Genomic DNA, 20,142 nt, shown 5'->3' on the forward strand with positions numbered 1-20,142 from the left:
ATACAATTTAATCAAAGATTAGAAAAGAAATACGCGCCTACAACATATGAAACCAATAAAAAAAGGATGCACTTTGAAAAGGGATAAGGTATTATGATAAGGTGTGAAAAAATTACATATTATTTGTTATTAAGGAGGCACTACTTGTGGCTGATTGGTTAATTGGTTTAATCATGGGTGCTGTTGAAGGGTTAACAGAGTTTCTACCAGTATCATCAACAGGACATATGATTTTAACAGGACATTTAATTGGATTTGAAGATGAGAGAGCGAAAGTTTTCGAAGTTGTTATCCAATTGGGATCGATTTTAGCAGTTGTTGTTATATTCTGGAAGCGTCTATGGTCGTTAGTTGGAATAGGAAAAGTAACAGACGGACCATCGTTAAATTTATTACATATTATTATCGGGATGATTCCTGCCGGGGTACTTGGCGTATTATTCCATAGCACTATTAAAGAGGTTTTATTTGGTCCAGGACCAGTTGTTATTAGCTTAGTAGCCGGTGGTATTTTAATGATTGTTGCTGAGAAGTTTTCAAAACCAAGTACAGCAAGAACGTTAGATGAAATCACATATAAACAGGCATTTACAATTGGAATGTTCCAATGTTTAGCTCTTTGGCCAGGGTTTTCTCGTTCTGGTTCTACAATCAGTGGTGGTTTATTAGCTCGCGTGTCGCATACAGCGGCAGCTGAATATACGTTCATTTTAGCGGTACCGATGATGGTAGCTGCAAGTGGGTTAGATTTAATTAAAAGCTGGGATGTATTAAGCTCAGCAGATATAACGCTATTTGTAACAGGATTTGTAACTGCATTCGTTGTTGCGATGCTTGCAATTGTTTCATTCTTGAAATTATTATCTCGTGTAAAACTAACACCGTTCGCTTACTATCGTTTCATTTTAGCTGCGGTATTCTATTTCTTCATTATGTAATAAAAAAACCTGCCGAGCTCGGCAGGTTTTTTTTATTTTACTATTTTTTCCACCATATTTTCCATTACATGCTCCCAAAGAGAAGTATCATCAGCTAATGTAGCACGGAAATTAGCATACATTTCTTTTTGTTTTTCTTCGAATGTTGGATCTTCTTTTTCAGGTAATGTAGCGCGCATTGAAGTTACTAATTCTTGTACTTTTGGAGCGCGTGGTCCAAAGACGGCTTGTTCATTTCCATCTTTATCAATGAAAATAAAGATTGGAATCGCACGTGCTGTTCCATTTGTTAAATATTGATCCATTAATTCTAAGTTTTCATCGCGAATTAATAAACTCATATCAATATTTGCAACTTCAGAAATTCGTTTCATAACAGGTACGCATAAAAGAGCATCGCCACACCAATCAGCAGTTAATACGATAACACGCCAGCCGTCATTTTGACGTTCTTCTAATACAGGAAGTAATTCATTTGGAATTAAAAAGTTATTGTAAATGTGTAGTAGCTCGTATTGGTTTACTTGCATTTCATTCACATATGTATCAAAGGACATACCTTTATCAGCCCATTGTTGTAAGTTCATAATTAACACCTCTTTAGTAAGATTTGCTTTCATTGTACCAATTTTTATATAGAAAAGCTTGTATTCTTACTCTTTCTCGTCACTTAATAATTTATTTAAGAGGAAAAAGAATAGTACGACACATAATTCAGCTGTGTTGGACATTTGTACGCTTTCTATCCAATTATCAGCAGTATGAATGACGAACCAATCTAGTGTAATTTCAATGAACGAGAAAAGAGTAATAGAAATCCAATTTGGCATGTTTTGTGTCAGTGGATATAGCAGCGCTTTGAAGAAACTGAAGATGAAAAATGTAATACTGTCTAAGAAAGTGATTAATAAAAAAAGAGAAGTAACGCAGTACGTGAACTATACTCTATACCTGTAATTTGAAAGATTCCTACATATACAAAAAATATAAATGCAAAAACGATAATGAGAAAAAGAGCAATAATACTAGTGATAATCGTTTTATCTTTTAGGCTGAGATTTGAGAATTTCTCCTCCTCATGCATTAAAATACCCCCTTTTTCTGGAAGTTAACTTCATTTTATCATGAAATACCTATTAAAAAACTACGAATTATGGGAAAATAAGGTGACAAAAAGTAAGATTTCATGTAAAATTATTAATAAGGTTTTTATTTAACTAAATGAAATAAAAGGAGCTGTCAAAGTTGTCTCAAAATCGAGAGCAATTAATGGAAGAACTATCGACAAATGTGTTTGCTATGTTTCGCACATTGCGTAATGATATCGGAAAAATATTCGGTGGTTACATACCGTGGAATGAATTCATCGTCCTGAGAATATTAAATCGTACGAATAAAGAAATGGTATCGCGTGTAGCAAATGAATTAAATGTGTCGAATAGTCATATTACAGCTGTTACAGAAAAATTAATTAATAAAGGTTTTGTAACTCGTTCACGTTCTACATCGGATCGCCGAGTTGTGTATTTAGAGATTACAGAACAAGGGAAAGATTTAGTTGCGAAAATGGAAGATGCGAAAAAACAATATTTACAAGAAAGATTCTCTGCACTTTCAGAAGATGAAATGAGTGTAATGATTTCGATTTCCAAAAAACTTATTTAAGTGATTATAAACAAGAAAACGCTTACGTGATGAAAAAGAAGATCTTCCTTATATATGGAAGGTCTTCTTTCGTGTGTAGTAGATGTTAAAAAATAAAATGTGTATGAAAAAAGATAGAGCGCCATACTACTAATACAAGGAAGGGAGGGAGAAATATGACGAATCGTAACGGTAGTAAAGGGAGCGGTAATCAAGGATCACCAAAGTCCGGCCAGTTTAATCAGGAATTTAGCACTGAATTTGAAACTGGTAATGATAATAAAGGGAAAGAATATCGTTCGAAAAAAGGAAGTAAATCAAAAAAGGAGTGAATATATTCACTCCTTTTTTGATTTAAGATGCTGCCGATTGATCAGTATTATATTTTTCTTCTGATTTTGCGACAATCATTGCACAAATTGCATCACCAGAAATGTTTACAGCTGTTCTTGACATATCTAGAATACGGTCAATACCAATAATTAAAGCGATACCTTCTACTGGTAGATTTACTTGATTTAAAACCATTGTAAGCATTACAAGTCCAACACCTGGTACACCAGCAGTACCAATACTAGCTAGTACAGCAGTTAATACGACCATAGCTAATTGCGGTAATGTAAGTTCAACTCCGTATACTTGAGCGATAAATACAGTTGCTACCCCTTGCATAATAGCGGTACCATCCATATTAATCGTTGCACCGAGTGGTTGTACAAATGAGCTGATTGCTTTTGGAACTCCAAGCTTCTCTTGTGCGGTTTTCATTGCAAATGGAAGAGATGCATTAGAGCTAGATGTGCTAAAGCCAATTGCCATTACCGGTCCGAAATGCTTAAAGAACCGGACGATACTTTCTTTTGCTAATACCTTTAATAGGCCGCCATATACAAAGACCCCGTGAATAATGAGTACTAACATAACGACAATCATATACTTGAACATCGCAGCGACGCCTGCAAGACCCATTTTACCAACGGATGAAGCGAGCAAACCGAATGTTCCAATTGGGGCTAATTTCATAACGAGATTAACAAGATACATCATTAATTCGTTGCCCTGTTCAAGTAATGAATGGATACCTTGAACTCGTTTTCCTAAAATAGCTATACCGAGTCCAATCAATACGGCAAAGGCAATGATTTGTAACATGTTTCCGTCAGCCATTGCTTTTGCTGGGTTATCTGGTACGATATTTAGCAATGTTTCGACGAAAGATGTTTCAGTTTTTGCACCTTCATACTTAAGACCTTCTGTTTTAAAATTACCGCCAGCTCCTGGTTTTATAATAAGTGCAAATGTAACCGCTATAGAGATGGCAACCGCAGTTGTTACGAGAAAGAATGAAATTGATTTTAAACCGATTCTTCCAAGTTGTTTCGGATCTCCAAGGCCGGCAGCACCAAGTACGATAGAAATGAATACAACAGGAACAACTAGCATTTTAATAAGGCGAATAAACAATTGACCAATTGGGTTGAACACATATTGATTTAGTGGCTCAAAGATAGATGGAGCGGCTAAATTTAGAGTGAGTCCAACAACTAGACCTAGAAATAATGCGATTAAGATTGCTTTTGTTTGTTTCAATAAAATCCCCCCTTTTGTTTTTGCGAAAGTTCTTTCTAAAGTAATTATACCGAAAAAATACCTAATTTAACAATATTTTCTGAATTTTTTGTTTTTATTTAAGTGTAGATAGACTGATTTTGTGTTTGGAAAATAAAATAGACCATCACATAGGATGGTCTAGGGAAGGGGACAATTTATGTCAATTTAATTAGGGATGGAAGCTGCTTTAAGACACTGGGGAATGTCTTAAAAATTAGGGAGGAACAACTTCGATACATATACTATAAAAGGTAGGTGTGACTCTCATGTGAACATAGGGTGAAAGAGAGAGGGAGTTTTAAAGAAAAGATAGAAAGACAAAAAAATAAGACCATCATTTATAAGATGGTCAAGGAAGGGGACAATTTATGTCAATTTAATTAGGGATGGAAGCTATTCAAAGACACTGGGGAATGTCTTAAAAATTAGGGAGGAACAGCTTCGATACATATACTATAAAAGGTGGATGTGACCTCTATGTGAACATAGAGTGAAAGATATGGGGATTTGAAAAATAGTACATATGAAATTGTTATTGCTAGCAATATTGAGCTAGGATATATAGTTTTCCAGCATAAAACAAAAAGGAATCTGAATATAAATAAAAGTTGTAATCTATGAAAAAAAGGATTATGCTCAACTATATTATAAGAATATAAGGTTTGTCCCAATTGTTTAAGGGCTTTTTAAAAGCTTTTTATTTATGAGGGGAAAGCTTCACTTTAATAAGGGAGTTAGTGATATGGAAGTAACAAAAAAACAAGGGCTGTATAATCGTCTTATACGATTAAACCCACCACAAATATTAGCATTAGGTTTTTTCTGCTTAATTGTGGTTGGCGGTTTGTTATTAAAGTTACCATTCGCAACGAAAGCACATATTAGTTGGGTAGATGCTTTCTTTACAGCAACGTCAGCAGCGACCGTAACTGGTTTGGGAGTAGTGGATACAGCAAGTACATTTACGATGTTTGGCGAAATTATTATTATGTTTTTAATTCAAACAGGTGGTCTAGGTCTTATGACAATTGCCATTTTAATTGTTTGGGTATTAGGCAAAAAAATCGGATTACGCCATCGTTTATTAATTGGAGAAGCATTTAATCAAACAAATATAGGTGGTCTTGTAAAATTAGTAAAGCGTGTCTTTATATTTTCGATTTGTATTGAGCTTATTGGGGTCATCTTTTTATCGTTTCGCTTTATTCCAGAGTTTGGTTTTGGAAAAGGTTTATACTATAGTATTTTTCATGTAATTGCATCTTATAATAATGCAGGATTTGCTTTATGGCCAGATAATTTAACAAGATATGTAGGGGATCCCATTATTAATATTGGGATTTGCTCTTTAATTGTAATAGGTGGACTCGGTTTTACCGTATTAATTGATATATGGTATAGTCGCAGTTTTCGAAAATTATCACTTCACTCAAAAATAATGATTATTGGAACAGTAGTGTTAAATGTTATAGCAATGATTGTAATTTTTGTATTGGAATATAATAATGTGAAGACGTTAGGGAATTTATCTTTAAATGAAAAACTATGGGCTTCCTTCTTTCAAGGTATTACCCCGCGGACAGCTGGATTTAATACGATTGACTATGGAGGTATGGAAGAATCATCTATATTATTTACGATGATTTTAATGTTTATTGGTGCAGGAAGTGTATCAACAGGTGGAGGAATTAAATTAACAACGTTTGTTATCTTAATTACATCTGTCCTTTCTTTCTTTAGAAAAAAGGAAGAAATTGTTTTATTTCAGCGTACAATTAAAATGTCGACAGTAACGAGGGCCTTAGCGATTGCTGTTGCCAGTCAAATACTTATTTTTACAGCGGTATTTATATTAATGCTTACAGAAAACTTCAGCTTTATTCAATTATTATTTGAGACAATATCAGCGTTTGGCACAGTCGGATTAACGATGGGAATTACTGCAAAGCTCTCGGCATTCGGAAAATGTATTATTATGTTTGTTATGTTTTGCGGATTAATTGGACCGTTAACACTTGTGTTTTCTTTAGCGCGACCAGCAAAACAAAAAATAAAATATCCATCGGAAGATGTGTTTACAGGATAAGGTATCCCGCGTTAAGCGAGATACCTTTTTCTTTTTTAGAACAGGGAGAACAATAAACCAATAAGTGCTACTCGGAATAAAATTGCGATAAGTGCAGCAATCCCACCGACAACTGCAGCGATACCGCCAGTTACAGTAGCTCCGCGATTATAAGCGTAAATACCGAGTAAAACAGAAACAAGACCAAATAGTGTTGGGAATGTAAATAGCGATAAGATAGATAGCGCAAGAGCGATAAAACCAGCAGTTGATCCAGCGGCGGATGATTTTACAACATCTTTATCGTCTTTATCATCGTAATCATAATCAATGCGTTGTGGTGCAACCTCAGCGGCGTACTCTTCTTTATAGTCACTATAATCACTATCTATTCTATCTCTTCTTTTATAATCATCAAATTTCTCAGTCAAAGTCATGACTCCTTTCATAACAAGGTTCAATAGTAGTATGTATCTCTTTTTCTTTTTTATCCTGCTATTTGTGGGAGTCGAGCTACGTACACATCCTACTGATTAAAGTTTCACTATACCGGAGCATGTACAGGGAGTAGTATCTTTTAAAAGGAGGAAAATGTTTTCTTGAAATAGGAAAAGTTAGTATGACTTCCTCTATTTTGGAAAGTATAAAAAGGAATAATGAGGAAAGGGTGCAATACATAATGGAACATCCAATTGAAAATTTAATGAAAACGGCAATGACAAATTTAAAAGAGATGGTAGATGTAAATACAATTGTTGGGAGCCCGGTCTCAACAGCTGACGGAAATGTAGTATTAACAGTATCTCAGGTGGCTTTTGGTTTTGGAGCTGGTGGAAGTGATTTTAAAGGGGATTTCATTACTGAAAAACATAACGGTGGGCAAAATCAGCATAAAGAGAAAAAGCAAGGGCATCCATTTGGAGGAGGAAGCGGGGCTGGGGTTTCTATTAGCCCAGTTGCTTTTTTAGTAGTCGGTTCTAACGGTGTGCAAGTATTACACCTCAATAGTAGTACACATTTAATTGAAAAGGCTTTAAATACGGTACCAAGCACTGTAGATAAATTTGTAAATGGTCGCCAAAAGTGAACTTGCATTTTTTAGGAATTATGATATATTAGAAAAAGTGCGCTTTAGGATGATCGGAATAATTGAACTGTAAATATATATGATGTGTGGAATAAGGGAGAGGAATTTATGATTAATATCAAAAACTTAGTAGTTGGTTTATGTATGTTAGTAAGCGGTTTTGTTGTATATGTAATAAAAGAAAAAGCTCCATTCTAAAACAGACAAACCGTTACTGTCTGTTTTTAATTTACAAAAAATGTTGACAAGTTATTTTATTGATGTTAAAATTTTAATTCGTGTCTCGGTTACAGCTAGTATAAAGTAAATAAATCTTATAAATGTAATACGAAAAGTTTGCGAAAGATCGGGTAGTCTTACCAACAACTTTTGTGAACAAACCCTATAAATTATAAGTGTAAGCTTTATAGGTATACTAGTGAATCAAGGAGCGGTCAGTGGAACCGTAATGATGAGAGAGAGGTAGGGCTTTCATCCAGTATATGTTACTTTCCCGTTAGGTGAATATAAAAAAGAGGACTCCTTTTCAAAAGGAGTCCTCTTTCTTTTTTTAAGTGCGAATTTCAACTTGTTGACAAATTTCATCCGTTGTTAAACCGTGAGCTGTAATGACTGATCCTTTAATTGATGCATCTGCAATGCCCATCACATTAGAATCTTGCCCAGTTACAACGCAACAATCACACCCTTGTGCATCCTGTTCTGAGTTAAGTGTAACAACTTCATGACCTTGTTGCTGAAGAGCTTGTTGAACGTCTGTTAATGAGTTTTCAACGCCAATTCTAGCCATAATTCTCACCTCCTACCATCTAATTGCTAGTATGCTCAAGTTCACTGCATATATTTATGAAAAGACGGTAGGAAGTAAATCTTTGTTTAGTCGTTATATACGCCAGTAAGCATTTGACTAACGAATTGATCGTTTAATGTATCTTGTGCAGAAGAAGTATTTGAATGGATGTCGATTGAAGCAATAAAATGATTATGTTCTTGCGTGTTTGGTTCTACCTCTACGTAATTATCGAATTTACAAAAACCTTTCGTGTCCATTAGATCAAATAATTGCAACATTTCTACTACCTCTTGTCTCGTTCCTTTAATTTGTACACATGCCATATTTATTTCCTCCTTCATTTTGACAAATTGTTTTTTAAAAATAGGATTATGATTACGAAATGAAAAATATGAATGTTATTTTTAGACAGCGCTATTTTTGTTATTTTCCCCCTTTTTCAGCAAAAGTCGTTATATATTCTCGGATTTATAAAATCGGACGTCCGTTTATTGAATACAATAGATTCGTATTAATTGATGAAAATCCTTCTTTTAAACAAATATTTTTTTAGTGAAAATTGGCGAAAAAAATTTTCAGACTTTTTGTAAACGTTAACAATGTTGTTAAATCAATATAATTAAAGATGTACGTACGATTAAAAATTATAAATTTTCTAAAAATTTACTTGATTTATTTAAAAAGGAGAGTAAACTAGGAAACAATAAAAAATTCATAGAACATAGGAGGCACTTCCAGTGAATGAGCAATGGATTTTCTTAAATGGAGAATTTGTTCCGAAAGATGAAGCAAAAGTTTCGGTATATGATCATGGCTATTTATATGGCGATGGAGTATTTGAAGGAATTAGAGTTTATAGCGGTAATGTTTTCCGTTTGAGAGAGCATCTTGTCCGGTTGTATGAATCAGCAAAATCAATCCTTTTAGAAATTCCATATTCATTAGATGAAGTAACGAATATTGTTGTTGAGACGATTCGACAAAATAAATTATCTAATGGATACATTCGCCTTGTTGTATCAAGAGGAGCAGGAAATCTTGGATTGGATCCCGATTCATGTAAGAAGCCGAATGTAGTAGTAATTGCAGAACAATTATCTTTATTCCCACAAGAATATTATGAGAAAGGGATTCCAGTTGTAACAGTTGCAACGCGCCGAAATCGTCCCGATGTTTTATCCCCTCAAGTAAAATCTTTAAATTACTTAAACAATATTTTAGTTCGTATTGAAGCGAAATTAGCTGGAGTACAAGAAGCACTTATGTTAAATGATCAAGGATATGTTGCTGAAGGATCAGGAGATAACGTGTTTATTGTTAAAGGAAATAAATTAATTACACCACCAAGTTCTGCTGGAGCGTTAGAAAGTATTACACGAAACGCCATTTTAGAAATCGGCGAAAAACTTGGATATGACGTAAGAGAAGAGTTATTTACAAGACATGATGTATATGTAGCTGATGAAGTGTTTTTAACAGGAACAGCTGCTGAAGTTATTGCTGTTACGACAGTAGATGGTAGAACGATTGGTTTAGGGCAAACGGGTCCACATACGAATCGTTTATTGGAAGAATTCCGAAAGTTAGTTATAGAAGATGGAGAGAAAATTTACGAAGAAAATAAAGTTGGATAACAACTTTTTATAACATAAGAAAGCGTTGAGAGGGAGGAGTAGTTGATTGTGAAGCCTCACAGAGAGTCGGTGGTTGCTGAAAACCGATGGTTCACGTCGACGAACATCGCCCTTGAGTGCTAAGCTGAAGCATTTGTCTAGGCTTAGACGGTAGCTCCGTTATTAGCTAGATCCATTTATGGGTCACTGAGGCAAGAGTATTCTTGCAAAGAAGGGTGGTACCGCGAAATCTTTCGTCCCTTCAGCACATAGCTGGAGTGTGGACGTAGGATTTTTTTTATTGATAAAGGTTTTCAAAAAGGGGGCTTATAAGAACAATGTCTTCAAAAACGGAAGAGAAACTGGCAACTGGTGCACAGCTATTGTTAGAAGCGCTAGAAAAGGAAGGAGTAGAAGTGATTTTCGGTTATCCTGGTGGTGCTGTTTTACCTCTCTATGATGCACTGTATGATTGTGAAATTCCTCATATTTTAACAAGGCATGAGCAAGGAGCAATTCACGCTGCTGAAGGGTATGCCAGAATTACTGGTAATCCAGGGGTTGTCATTGCAACGAGTGGTCCAGGTGCTACAAATGTGATTACTGGTCTAGCAGATGCGATGATTGATTCATTACCACTTGTTGTATTTACAGGGCAAGTAGCAACAACGTTAATTGGAAGTGATGCTTTCCAAGAAGCGGATATTATGGGGCTTACAATGCCGGTGACAAAACATAACTATCAAGTGCGAAAGGCTTCAGATTTACCTCGAATTATTAAAGAAGCATTTCATATTGCTAAAACAGGAAGACCAGGCCCAGTCGTGATCGATCTTCCGAAAGATATGGTAGTAGAGCAAGGAGAACGATGTAATGATGTGCAAATGGATTTACCAGGATACAACCCAAATTATGAACCGAATTTACTCCAAATAAACAAATTATTACAAGCAATTAGTGCTGCAAACAAGCCGTTAATTTTAGCTGGAGCAGGTGTATTGCATGCGAAAGCATCAAAAGAGTTAACAAGTTTTGCGCGTAAATATGAAATTCCTGTTGTGCATACATTACTTGGTCTTGGTGGCTTTCCGCCAGATGATGAACTTTTTCTAGGGATGGGGGGAATGCATGGTTCTTACACAGCCAATATGGCGTTATATGAATGCGACTTACTCATTAATGTAGGCGCGAGATTTGATGATCGGCTTACTGGAAATTTAGCTTATTTTGCTAAAGGAGCGACTGTCGCGCATATCGATATCGATCCAGCAGAAATCGGAAAAAATGTGCCGACTGAAATTCCTATTGTTGCAAGTGCTAAGCGGGCATTGGAAGTATTACTTCAACCAGAAGGAAGGAAAGAAAATCATCATGAATGGATCTCTTTATTAAAGAGTAGAAAAGAACAGTATCCATTCTCTTATAAACGAAACTCTGAAAGTATTAAACCTCAATACGCGATTGATATGCTATATGAAATCACGAAAGGAGAAGCGATTGTAACAACAGACGTTGGGCAACATCAAATGTGGGCAGCGCAATATTATCCGCTGAAAAATCCAGATAAATGGGTAACTTCTGGCGGATTGGGAACGATGGGATTCGGATTTCCAGCAGCAATTGGTGCGCAAATCGCAAAGCCTGAAGAACTAGTCATTGCAATTGTTGGTGACGCTGGGTTTCAAATGACTCTACAAGAATTAAGTGTATTAAAAGAACATTCTTTACCTGTTAAAGTATTTATTTTAAATAATGAAGCTTTAGGGATGGTAAGGCAATGGCAAGACGAATTTTATAATCAAAGATATTCACATTCCTTATTGTCGTGTCAACCAGATTTCGTCGCTCTTGCGAATGCGTATGGTATAAAAGGTGTTCGTATTGATGATCCACTTCTTGCAAAGAAGCAGTTGAAGCATGCGATTGAATTAAAAGAACCAGTCTTAATTGATTGCCGTGTACTTCAATCTGAGAAAGTTATGCCGATGGTTGCGCCCGGGAAAGGCGTTCACCAAATGGAAGGAGTGGAAAAAAGGTGAAGAGAATTGTTACAGCGACAGTTCGAAATCAAAGTGGTGTGTTAAACCGAATTACAGGGGTTATGACACGAAGACATTTTAATATTGAAAGTATTTCAGTAGGTCATACGGAATCATCAGATATATCACGAATGACGATAGTTGTGCATGTGGAAAGTGAACAGCAAGTTGAGCAGTTAATTAAACAACTTCATAAGCAAATCGATGTTCTGAAAGTATCAGATATTACAGAAGAAGCGATGATTGCTAGAGAGCTTGCTCTTATTAAAGTAGCAACTTCTGTAGCAAGGGCGGAATTATATAGTTTAATTGAACCGTTTCGAGCCGCTGTAATAGATGTTGGGAAGGATTCCATAGTTGTGCAAGTAACAGGTACGCAAGATAAAGTGGAAGCGTTAATTGAATTACTTAGACCATACGGTTTGAAAGAAATTGCGAGAACAGGTGTAACAGCATTTACACGTAGTATGAAAAAACAAGATAAGCAAGTTATGTTAATTCAATAATCATTTAAATATAGGGGGAAATGAAAATGGCAAAAGTTTATTATGAGAAAGATGTAACAGTAAATGTATTAAAGGAAAAGAAAGTAGCAATCATCGGATATGGCTCGCAAGGTCATGCGCATGCGCAAAATTTACGTGATAACGGATTTGATGTAGTAGTAGGTTTAAGAAAAGGTAAGTCTTGGGATAAAGCGAATGAAGATGGATTTTCTGTATATACAGTAGCAGAAGCAGCGGAAAAAGCTGATGTAGTAATGATTCTACTGCCTGATGAATTACAACCAGAAGTATATAAAGCTGAAATTGAACCAAATTTACAAGCCGGAAATTCTCTCGTGTTCGCACATGGATTTAATGTTCACTTTGATCAAGTAAAACCACCAGCTAATGTAGATGTATTTCTAGTAGCGCCAAAAGGACCGGGGCATCTCGTACGCCGTACGTTCGCCGAGGGCGGGGCTGTTCCTGCACTATTTGCCGTATATCAAGATGCAACAGGAGTTGCGACTGAAAAAGCACTTTCTTATGCTGACGGAATTGGAGCAACGAGAGCTGGTGTATTAGAAACGACGTTTAAAGAAGAAACAGAAACAGATTTATTTGGAGAGCAAGCTGTACTCTGCGGCGGAGTGACTGCACTTGTAAAAGCAGGGTTTGAAACGTTAGTTGATGCGGGATACCAGCCTGAACTTGCATATTTTGAATGTTTACATGAACTGAAGCTAATCGTTGACCTTATGTATGAAGGTGGACTTGAAAATATGAGATATTCAGTTTCAGATACAGCGCAGTGGGGAGACTTCGTATCAGGACCACGCGTTGTTACTGAAGATACGAAGAAAGCGATGGGGGCAGTATTAGCAGAAATTCAAGATGGTACATTTGCAAGAGGCTGGATTGCAGAGCATAAAGCAGGAAGACCAAATTTCCACGCGACAAATGAGAAAGAGAATGAACATGAAATTGAAGTAGTTGGACGTAAATTACGTGAAATGATGCCTTTCGTACAACCGCGAGTAAAGGTAGGGATTAAATAATATGAAGCAGATTTTGTTCATGGATACAACGCTTCGTGATGGCGAACAATCACCAGGAGTAAATTTAAATGAACAAGAGAAATTACAAATTGCTAGGCAATTAGAGAGGCTTGGTATTCATGTAATGGAAGCTGGATTCGCGGCAGCTTCCGAAGGTGACTTCCAATCAGTAAAACGCATCGCGAATACAATTCAAAATGCTACGGTTATGAGTTTAGCTAGAGCGAAAGAAAGTGACATTCGAAGAGCATATGAAGCAGTGAAAGGTGCTGTATCTCCTCGTCTACACGTATTTCTAGCTACGAGTGATATTCATATGAAATATAAACTTTGTATGTCAAAAGAAGACGTGTTAAATAGTATTCATCGTTCGGTTACGCTTGGAAAATCATTATTTCCGACAGTACAATTTTCTGCAGAAGATGCGACAAGAACATCGAGAGCATTTTTAGCTGAAGCAGTAGAAACTGCGATTCGCGCAGGAGCGAATGTAATTAATATTCCGGATACAGTTGGATATACGAATCCAGAAGAATATTATTCTCTTTTCAAATACTTACAAGAATCCGTTCCATCATATGAAAAAGCGATTTTTTCTTGTCATTGTCACGATGATCTTGGTATGGCAGTAGCAAATTCGTTAGCTGCGGTTGAAGGCGGAGCATTGCAAGTAGAAGGAACGATTAATGGCATTGGAGAAAGAGCAGGGAATGCAGCGTTAGAAGAAGTTGCGGTTGCTCTTCATATTAGAAAAGATTTTTATAAAGCAGAACCTTCTATGACTTTAAAAGAGATTAAGGCGACGAGTACATTAGTAAGCAGGTTAACGGGTATGGTTGTACCGAAAAATAAAGCAATCGTTGGAGCGAATGCATTTGCTCATGAATCAGGCATCCACCAAGATGGGGTTCTAAAAGAAGTAACAACTTATGAAATTATCGAACCAGCGCTTATAGGAGAATCTCAAAATCTCTTTGTACTTGGGAAACATTCTGGCCGTCATGCGTTTACGGAAAAAATGAAAGAGCTTGGTTATGAATTTACAAATGAAGAGCGAGATGCGGTATTCGAAGCGTTTAAAAAATTGGCTGATCGTAAAAAGGAAATTACTGAGGAAGATTTACGCGCACTTATGCTTGGTGAAGCAGCATTTGCAGCCCAGCAATATAACATTACGCAATTACAAGTGCATTTCGTATCAAATAGTACACAATGCGCAACAGTTGTGCTGAAGGATGAGGAAGGAAATGTATATGAAGATGCAGCCACTGGTTCTGGTAGTATTGAAGCGATATACAATGCGATTCAAAGAATTTTAGGACTAGAATGTGAATTGGCAGATTATCGCATACAATCTATTACACAAGGTCAAGATGCACTTGCTCACGTTCATGTTGAATTAAAAGAAGGTAGTCACCAAATATCAGGTTTCGGAGTTGCGCAAGACGTATTGGAAGCGTCGGCGAGAGCTTATGTCCATGCAGCAGGGAAATTAAAATCTCTTATAGCGCTTGTGAAATAAATATTTGATAGGTGAGAGAAGTTTTCCTCACCTATCAAATTAAAGTTCTGAAAATTCAGTTAAAAGGAGTGTTAAAAATGGAAAAACGTATCGTTTGTTTAGCTGGTGATGGTGTCGGTCCAGAAGTTATGGAAAGTGCGAAGGAAGTATTGCATATGGTAGAAAGGCTATATGGACATCATTTTCATTTGCAAGATGAGTACTTTGGTGGTGTTGCTATCGATTTAACTGGGCAACCATTACCACAGCGAACACTTGCCGCCTGTTTAGCGAGTGATGCGGTTTTACTTGGAGCAGTAGGTGGACCAAGGTGGGATAGTGCGAAAGAAAGGCCTGAGAAAGGATTATTAGCATTAAGAAAAGGACTCGGTGTATTTGCGAATGTTCGCCCTGTAACGGTAGAAAGTGCAACTGCACATTTATCACCATTAAAAAATGCGGATGAAATTGATTTCGTTGTCGTTCGTGAATTAACAGGCGGAATTTATTTTTCTTATCCGAAAGAGCGAACGGAAGAAGTGGCGACAGATACACTTACGTATCATCGCCATGAAATTGAACGTATCGTTTCGTATGCTTTTCAATTAGCGAATAAGCGGAAGAAAAAAGTAACATCTATTGATAAAGCGAATGTTTTAGAGTCTAGTAAACTATGGAGAACTGTGACAGAAGAAGTAGCACTTCGCTACCCAAATGTGGAAGTAGAACACATTTTAGTAGATGCAGCGGCTATGGAATTAATTCGAAATCCAGGAAGATTTGACGTTATTGTAACGGAAAATTTATTTGGTGATATTTTAAGTGATGAGGCTTCAGTATTAGCTGGATCATTAGGAATGCTTCCATCAGCAAGTCACGCTGAAAAGGGGCCTTCATTATACGAGCCTATTCACGGATCAGCGCCGGATATTGCGGGGAAAAATAAGGCGAATCCAATTGCGATGATGCGTTCTGTTGCAATGATGCTTGGGCAATCGTTCGGATTAACGAGGGAAGGAGATGCAATTGAAGAAGCAGTTTCTGCAGTCCTTAAATCAGGAAAATGTACAGCAGATATCGGGGGGACTGAAACGACAATTTCATTTACAAAGGCAGTTATTCAAGAAATGGAAGAGCAAGCGTTAGTAGGGAGAGGAAAATAATGGGGAAAAGGTTACTAGATAAGCTTTGGGAAAGACATGTAGTTACGACTAATGAAAATGGATTGGATTTATTATATATCGATCTACATCTTGTTCATGAAGTAACGTCACCGCAAGCCTTTGAAGGCTTGCGGCTTACAAATCGAAGAGTCCGCAGACCAGATTTAACATTTGCAACGATGGATCATAATATTCCAACGAAAGATGTTTGGAATATTACCGATCGTATTGCGAAGCAGCAACTAGATACACTTCGGGAAAATTGTAAACAATTTCAGGTGCCATTAGCGGATATCGGAGATGAAGAGCAAGGGATCGTTCATGTTATAGGACCAGAACTTGGACTCACACAGCCAGGAAAAACGATTGTTTGTGGTGATAGTCATACAGCAACACACGGTGCTTTTGGTGCACTAGCGTTTGGTATTGGTACGAGTGAAGTGGAACATGTATTGGCAACGCAAACGTTATGGCAACGAAAGCCGAAAGCGATGGGCATTGAGTTAAAAGGAAAGTTACCGCAAGGTGTTTATGCGAAAGATATTATTTTACATCTCCTTTCAAAGTACGGAGTAGCAGTTGGAACAGGTTACGTAATGGAGTTTTACGGAGAGACCATTCATGCTATGGATATGGAAGAGAGGATGACGCTTTGCAATATGGCAATTGAAGGGGGAGCAAAGGCTGGTATTATTGCACCAGATGAAAAAACGGTTGCTTACGTAAAAGGGCGTAAATATGCGCCGAAAGACTATGAATCTATTAAGAAAAAATGGTCAGAACTTTATACAGATTTAGATGCAGTTTATGATTTACATATTTCAGTAGATGTTACGGATTTAGCGCCGTACGTTACGTGGGGAACAAATCCTAGTATGGGTGTTCGGATTGATGAGAAATTGCCAGAAAAGTATGATGCAAATGACGAAAGAGCGTTTTCTTATATGGGATTGAGTCCCGGACAAAGTACGTATGACATTCCAGTTCAACATGTTTTCATTGGATCTTGTACAAATTCTAGGCTTTCTGACTTAGAAATTGCTGCATCTGTCGTGAAAGGTAAGAAAGTAAAAGAAGGTGTGCGAGCACTTGTTGTACCCGGATCTCAAAGGGTAAGAGAAGCAGCGATGCATAAAGGATTACATCGCATATTTGAAGAAGCTGGATTTGAATGGAGAGAGCCCGGATGCTCAATGTGTCTAGGTATGAATCCAGATCAAGTGCCTGAAGGAGAACATTGTGCCTCTACGTCAAATCGCAATTTTGAAGGAAGACAAGGAAAGGGAGCACGAACGCATTTAGTTAGCCCGGCAATGGCGGCTGCGGCTGCGTTATATGGTCATTTTGTTGATATTAGAAAGGAGAGTTATGATGGAGCCATTTCGTATTCATAAAGGTACTGCCGCAGTACTGATGAATGATAACATTGATACAGATCAAATTATTCCGAAGCAATATTTAAAGAGAATTGAAAGAACTGGGTTTGGGAAGTTTTTATTTGATGAGTGGCGATATGATAATAATCGCCAAGAAAACCCTAATTTTCCTCTTAATGCACAAGAAAGAAAAGGAGCCAGCATATTAATTACAGGTGATAATTTTGGATGTGGCTCGTCAAGAGAACATGCTCCATGGGCGCTTGCTGATTATGGTTTCCGCGTTATTATCGCTGGAGGATTTGCCGATATCTTTTATATGAATTGTATGAAGAATGGAATGTTACCGATTGTAATGGATAAAGATATGCGTGAACAACTTGCTAAAACAGATGCGAGGGAACAAATCACAGTTGATTTAGAAAATGAAGTAATTACAACGAATACGCATAGATTCCATTTTACAATCGAGAAAATGTGGAAAGAGAAGTTATTAAATGGTTTAGATGAAATTAGTATTACAATGCAATATGAACAAGAAATAAAAGAGTATGAAAGAAAAGTGGCTTTATATTAAAAAAGTGACGGAATATTTAAAATGTATTTACATTCAAAATTAACTGTTATATACTATGTGAAAATCAGAGGAGAAAGGGAGTAAGTATTATGAATATCGTGCGATCTATTACAATGCTTACACAACTACATCATCATACATGAAACCCTTGAACCTAGCGTGAAAACGTGTAGGTACAAGGGGTATTCCCGTTGTACCTACACTCTATTGAAGAGCCTTGTAGGTATTTTGTCTACAAGGCTCTTTTTATTTTCGGCTTAGGTGAATGAAATCGGCATACATTAGAAGGGGAAAGGTGTGAAAATTTAGATGACAAAATGGAAGCGGGCAAACCCGAATGGAACGAGAGATTATTTATTCGAAGAATGTACATTAATTGAAGAAGTGGAGCAAAAATTAAGGCTTACTTTTTTAGAGAGAGGTTATGAGGAAATAAGAACACCTACAATTGAATTTTATGATGTTTTTGCATTTCAAAATAGACCGATAGATGAAGAGAAGATGTATAAATTTTTTGATGAAAAGGGAAGGATTATCGTTTTACGTCCAGATATGACAATTCCTTTAGCGAGAGTTATTGGAACACAGAGATGGGATACGCCACTTAAAGTGACGTATAGCGGGAATGTATTTCGAGCAAATGAATCCCATTCTGGAAAATATAATGAAATCGTACAAAGTGGTATTGAAGTTATCGGGATTGATAATGTAAGAGCTGAAATTGAATGCGTAATAAGTGTCATTCAAGCACTTCAAAAGTTGAATGTGCAATCTTTTACAATTGAGATTGGGCAAGTACAGTTATATAAATGTATTGTAAAAAAACTCTCCATCCATGATGAAGAAGAAAGGGTACTTAGAACGTATATAGAAAGTAAAAATTATGCTGCCCTCTCAAATTTCATCGGAGAAAAGAAATTAGATCGATGCGATGAGACAGTAAGATTACTTGAGAAATTACCGAGGCTATTTGGAAATTTAGAAGTTATTGAGGAAGCAGAAAAGCTTGCTTCAAGTAATGAAATGAAAATGGCAATTGCAAGAGTAAAAGAAATGTATGAAACAATGGAAACGTTAGGATATGGTTCTTACATATCAATTGATTTAGGCATGATTCAACACTTAGATTACTATACGGGTGTTATTTTCAAAGGATATATATATGAAATTGGAGAAGAAATCGTTAGTGGCGGAAGATATGATGAGCTAATTGGGAATTTTGGAGAAACGCTGCCGGCTGTTGGACTCGCGCTGCAAGTAAATCAAATTGTGAAGGCGCTACAAGAGCAGCAAGAACCATATGAACGAAATCAAATTGATATTGTGATTCATTATGAGTTAAATAGATTAGCAGAAGCAGAAAGGTTACGAAATTTACTTCGAAAGGACGGGAAAAATGCCTGGTTATCTCTATTCTCTAATTTAAGCGATACCTTTCAATTTGCAAGAAAAAATAAAATAGGAACGGTCGTTGAGGCAAAGAATGAATACTTAGTGGAATATGTGTGGAATGAGAAATGGGTAGTCCAGAAAGAAGGAGAGACTTCATGCGTAACATTCAAATTGCGTTAACGAAAGGAAGATTAGAAAAACATGTAATTCCACTCTTTGAGCAGATTGGAATTGATTGTTCGGAACTCAAAAATAAAGGTCGGAAGCTTGTATTTCAAAGTAAAAATACAAATGTTTCATTTATTTTAGTAAAAGCGGTTGATGTTGCTACTTATGTAGAACATGGGGTAGCTGATATTGGGATCGTTGGAAAAGATATTTTAATGGAAAACGAGAAAGATATTTATGAAATGCTGGATTTAGGAGTAGGGATTTGTAAGTTTTGTGTTGCTTCTATTCCTACGTATAATCCGAAAAGTTACCGGAAGAAAAGAATTGCTACGAAATACCCACATATTACTTCTACTTATTTTCATGATAAGGGAGAGGACGTAGAAATTATTAAAATAGAAGGTTCTGTAGAAATCGCTCCTCTTCTTGGATTGGCAGATGCAATTGTAGATATTGTTGAAACAGGAAAAACATTACAAGAGAATGGACTTATTATATTTGAGGAAATGCAATCTATATCGGCTCGGATGATTGTAAATAAGGCGGCCTTAAAAACTAAAAAAGACGAAATATTCAGTATTGTAAATATGATGGAGCAAGAAATCTTATCAGGGAAATAGGAGGACTTA

General features: G+C 36.5%; 21 protein-coding genes, 1 pseudogene and 1 other annotated feature. Of the genes and pseudogenes, 16 read left to right on the top strand and 6 right to left on the bottom strand.

Going from position 1 to position 20,142, the window contains the following annotated elements:
* Window positions 1-146 precede the first annotated feature (146 nt).
* A complete protein-coding gene (gene uppP / locus AC0ONG_RS05615; RefSeq protein ID WP_000796263.1) occupies window positions 147-938 on the top strand; it encodes a bacitracin resistance undecaprenyl-diphosphatase in 792 nt (263 codons plus the stop codon).
* A 32-nt stretch (window positions 939-970) separates the two neighbouring features.
* On the opposite strand, the gene AC0ONG_RS05620 is transcribed toward uppP, so the two are convergent.
* A complete protein-coding gene (locus AC0ONG_RS05620; RefSeq protein WP_003260458.1) occupies window positions 971-1,558 on the bottom strand; it encodes a thioredoxin family protein in 588 nt (195 codons plus the stop codon).
* A 33-nt stretch (window positions 1,559-1,591) separates the two neighbouring features.
* Window positions 1,592-2,022, bottom strand: a pseudogene (locus AC0ONG_RS05625) (regulatory YrvL family protein).
* A 161-nt stretch (window positions 2,023-2,183) separates the two neighbouring features.
* On the opposite strand from AC0ONG_RS05625, the gene AC0ONG_RS05630 reads away from it, so the two are divergent.
* Both AC0ONG_RS05630 and AC0ONG_RS05635 read left to right on the top strand, forming a co-directional pair.
* Window positions 2,184-2,603 (top strand): MarR family winged helix-turn-helix transcriptional regulator, encoded by a 420-nt coding sequence (locus AC0ONG_RS05630; protein WP_000081433.1) that lies wholly within the window; start codon window positions 2,184-2,186, stop codon window positions 2,601-2,603.
* 155 nt (window positions 2,604-2,758) lie between these two features.
* Window positions 2,759-2,914, top strand: a complete 156-nt coding sequence (locus tag AC0ONG_RS05635; RefSeq protein ID WP_000184928.1) for a hypothetical protein — start codon at window positions 2,759-2,761, stop codon at window positions 2,912-2,914.
* A gap of 22 nt (window positions 2,915-2,936) precedes the next feature.
* On the opposite strand, the gene AC0ONG_RS05640 is transcribed toward AC0ONG_RS05635, so the two are convergent.
* Window positions 2,937-4,172 carry a dicarboxylate/amino acid:cation symporter gene (locus AC0ONG_RS05640; protein WP_000814811.1) on the bottom strand — a complete coding sequence of 412 codons (1,236 nt, stop codon included), beginning with the start codon at window positions 4,170-4,172 and terminating at the stop codon, window positions 2,937-2,939.
* A gap of 763 nt (window positions 4,173-4,935) precedes the next feature.
* Between AC0ONG_RS05640 and AC0ONG_RS05645 the strand changes: the two genes are divergently transcribed.
* Entirely contained in the window at window positions 4,936-6,279 is a 1,344-nt protein-coding gene (locus AC0ONG_RS05645) for a TrkH family potassium uptake protein (RefSeq protein ID WP_474203527.1), read from the top strand.
* 35 nt (window positions 6,280-6,314) lie between these two features.
* Here AC0ONG_RS05645 and AC0ONG_RS05650 read toward each other — a convergent pair whose 3' ends face one another.
* Complete coding sequence (locus AC0ONG_RS05650; RefSeq protein WP_000136546.1) at window positions 6,315-6,689, bottom strand: hypothetical protein; 375 nt, start codon at window positions 6,687-6,689, stop codon at window positions 6,315-6,317.
* Between the two features lie 188 nt (window positions 6,690-6,877).
* Here AC0ONG_RS05650 and ytfJ point away from each other — a divergent pair, with 188 nt between their 5' ends.
* Window positions 6,878-7,345: a GerW family sporulation protein gene (ytfJ, locus tag AC0ONG_RS05655; RefSeq protein WP_002083119.1), complete on the top strand. Its 468-nt coding sequence runs from the start codon at window positions 6,878-6,880 to the stop codon at window positions 7,343-7,345.
* A gap of 108 nt (window positions 7,346-7,453) precedes the next feature.
* The gene (locus AC0ONG_RS05660; RefSeq protein WP_000608225.1) at window positions 7,454-7,543 is read left to right on the top strand and encodes a hypothetical protein; all 90 of its coding nucleotides are present in this window, start codon (window positions 7,454-7,456) and stop codon (window positions 7,541-7,543) included.
* Between the two features lie 352 nt (window positions 7,544-7,895).
* On the opposite strand, the gene AC0ONG_RS05665 is transcribed toward AC0ONG_RS05660, so the two are convergent.
* Both AC0ONG_RS05665 and AC0ONG_RS05670 read right to left on the bottom strand, forming a co-directional pair.
* Entirely contained in the window at window positions 7,896-8,135 is a 240-nt protein-coding gene (locus AC0ONG_RS05665) for a YkuS family protein (RefSeq protein WP_000101020.1), read from the bottom strand.
* An 86-nt stretch (window positions 8,136-8,221) separates the two neighbouring features.
* The gene (locus tag AC0ONG_RS05670; protein ID WP_000752514.1) at window positions 8,222-8,461 is read right to left on the bottom strand and encodes a DUF3911 family protein; all 240 of its coding nucleotides are present in this window, start codon (window positions 8,459-8,461) and stop codon (window positions 8,222-8,224) included.
* Window positions 8,462-8,875: 414 nt separating this feature from the next.
* Between AC0ONG_RS05670 and ilvE the strand changes: the two genes are divergently transcribed.
* From ilvE to hisG, 10 genes are all read left to right on the top strand, one after another.
* A complete protein-coding gene (gene ilvE / locus AC0ONG_RS05675) occupies window positions 8,876-9,772 on the top strand; it encodes a branched-chain-amino-acid transaminase (protein WP_474203531.1) in 897 nt (298 codons plus the stop codon).
* Window positions 9,773-9,788: 16 nt separating this feature from the next.
* Window positions 9,789-10,016, top strand: a binding site (T-box leader).
* 73 nt (window positions 10,017-10,089) lie between these two features.
* Window positions 10,090-11,790 carry an acetolactate synthase large subunit gene (gene ilvB, locus AC0ONG_RS05680; protein WP_000095838.1) on the top strand — a complete coding sequence of 567 codons (1,701 nt, stop codon included), beginning with the start codon at window positions 10,090-10,092 and terminating at the stop codon, window positions 11,788-11,790.
* Window positions 11,787-12,296, top strand: coding sequence for an acetolactate synthase small subunit (gene ilvN / locus AC0ONG_RS05685; protein ID WP_000822952.1), 510 nt, complete (start codon window positions 11,787-11,789; stop codon window positions 12,294-12,296). Before ilvB ends, ilvN begins: the two co-directional genes overlap by 4 nt.
* 26 nt (window positions 12,297-12,322) lie before the next feature.
* Window positions 12,323-13,333 (top strand): ketol-acid reductoisomerase, encoded by a 1,011-nt coding sequence (ilvC, locus tag AC0ONG_RS05690; protein WP_001151745.1) that lies wholly within the window; start codon window positions 12,323-12,325, stop codon window positions 13,331-13,333.
* 1 nt (window position 13,334) lies between these two features.
* Window positions 13,335-14,855 (top strand): 2-isopropylmalate synthase, encoded by a 1,521-nt coding sequence (leuA, locus tag AC0ONG_RS05695; protein ID WP_000809594.1) that lies wholly within the window; start codon window positions 13,335-13,337, stop codon window positions 14,853-14,855.
* A gap of 77 nt (window positions 14,856-14,932) precedes the next feature.
* The gene (gene leuB, locus AC0ONG_RS05700; protein WP_136997024.1) at window positions 14,933-15,997 is read left to right on the top strand and encodes a 3-isopropylmalate dehydrogenase; all 1,065 of its coding nucleotides are present in this window, start codon (window positions 14,933-14,935) and stop codon (window positions 15,995-15,997) included.
* Window positions 15,997-17,391 (top strand): 3-isopropylmalate dehydratase large subunit, encoded by a 1,395-nt coding sequence (leuC, locus tag AC0ONG_RS05705; protein ID WP_000520125.1) that lies wholly within the window; start codon window positions 15,997-15,999, stop codon window positions 17,389-17,391. Before leuB ends, leuC begins: the two co-directional genes overlap by 1 nt.
* Entirely contained in the window at window positions 17,369-17,950 is a 582-nt protein-coding gene (gene leuD, locus AC0ONG_RS05710; RefSeq protein WP_000433191.1) for a 3-isopropylmalate dehydratase small subunit, read from the top strand. Before leuC ends, leuD begins: the two co-directional genes overlap by 23 nt.
* Before the next feature lie 309 nt (window positions 17,951-18,259).
* Entirely contained in the window at window positions 18,260-19,522 is a 1,263-nt protein-coding gene (locus AC0ONG_RS05715; RefSeq protein ID WP_000170301.1) for an ATP phosphoribosyltransferase regulatory subunit, read from the top strand.
* Window positions 19,498-20,133 (top strand): ATP phosphoribosyltransferase, encoded by a 636-nt coding sequence (gene hisG / locus AC0ONG_RS05720; RefSeq protein WP_001244490.1) that lies wholly within the window; start codon window positions 19,498-19,500, stop codon window positions 20,131-20,133. Before AC0ONG_RS05715 ends, hisG begins: the two co-directional genes overlap by 25 nt.
* Window positions 20,134-20,142: the final 9 nt, after the last annotated feature.

This window comes from Bacillus sp. TCT6 (genome assembly GCF_056033845.1).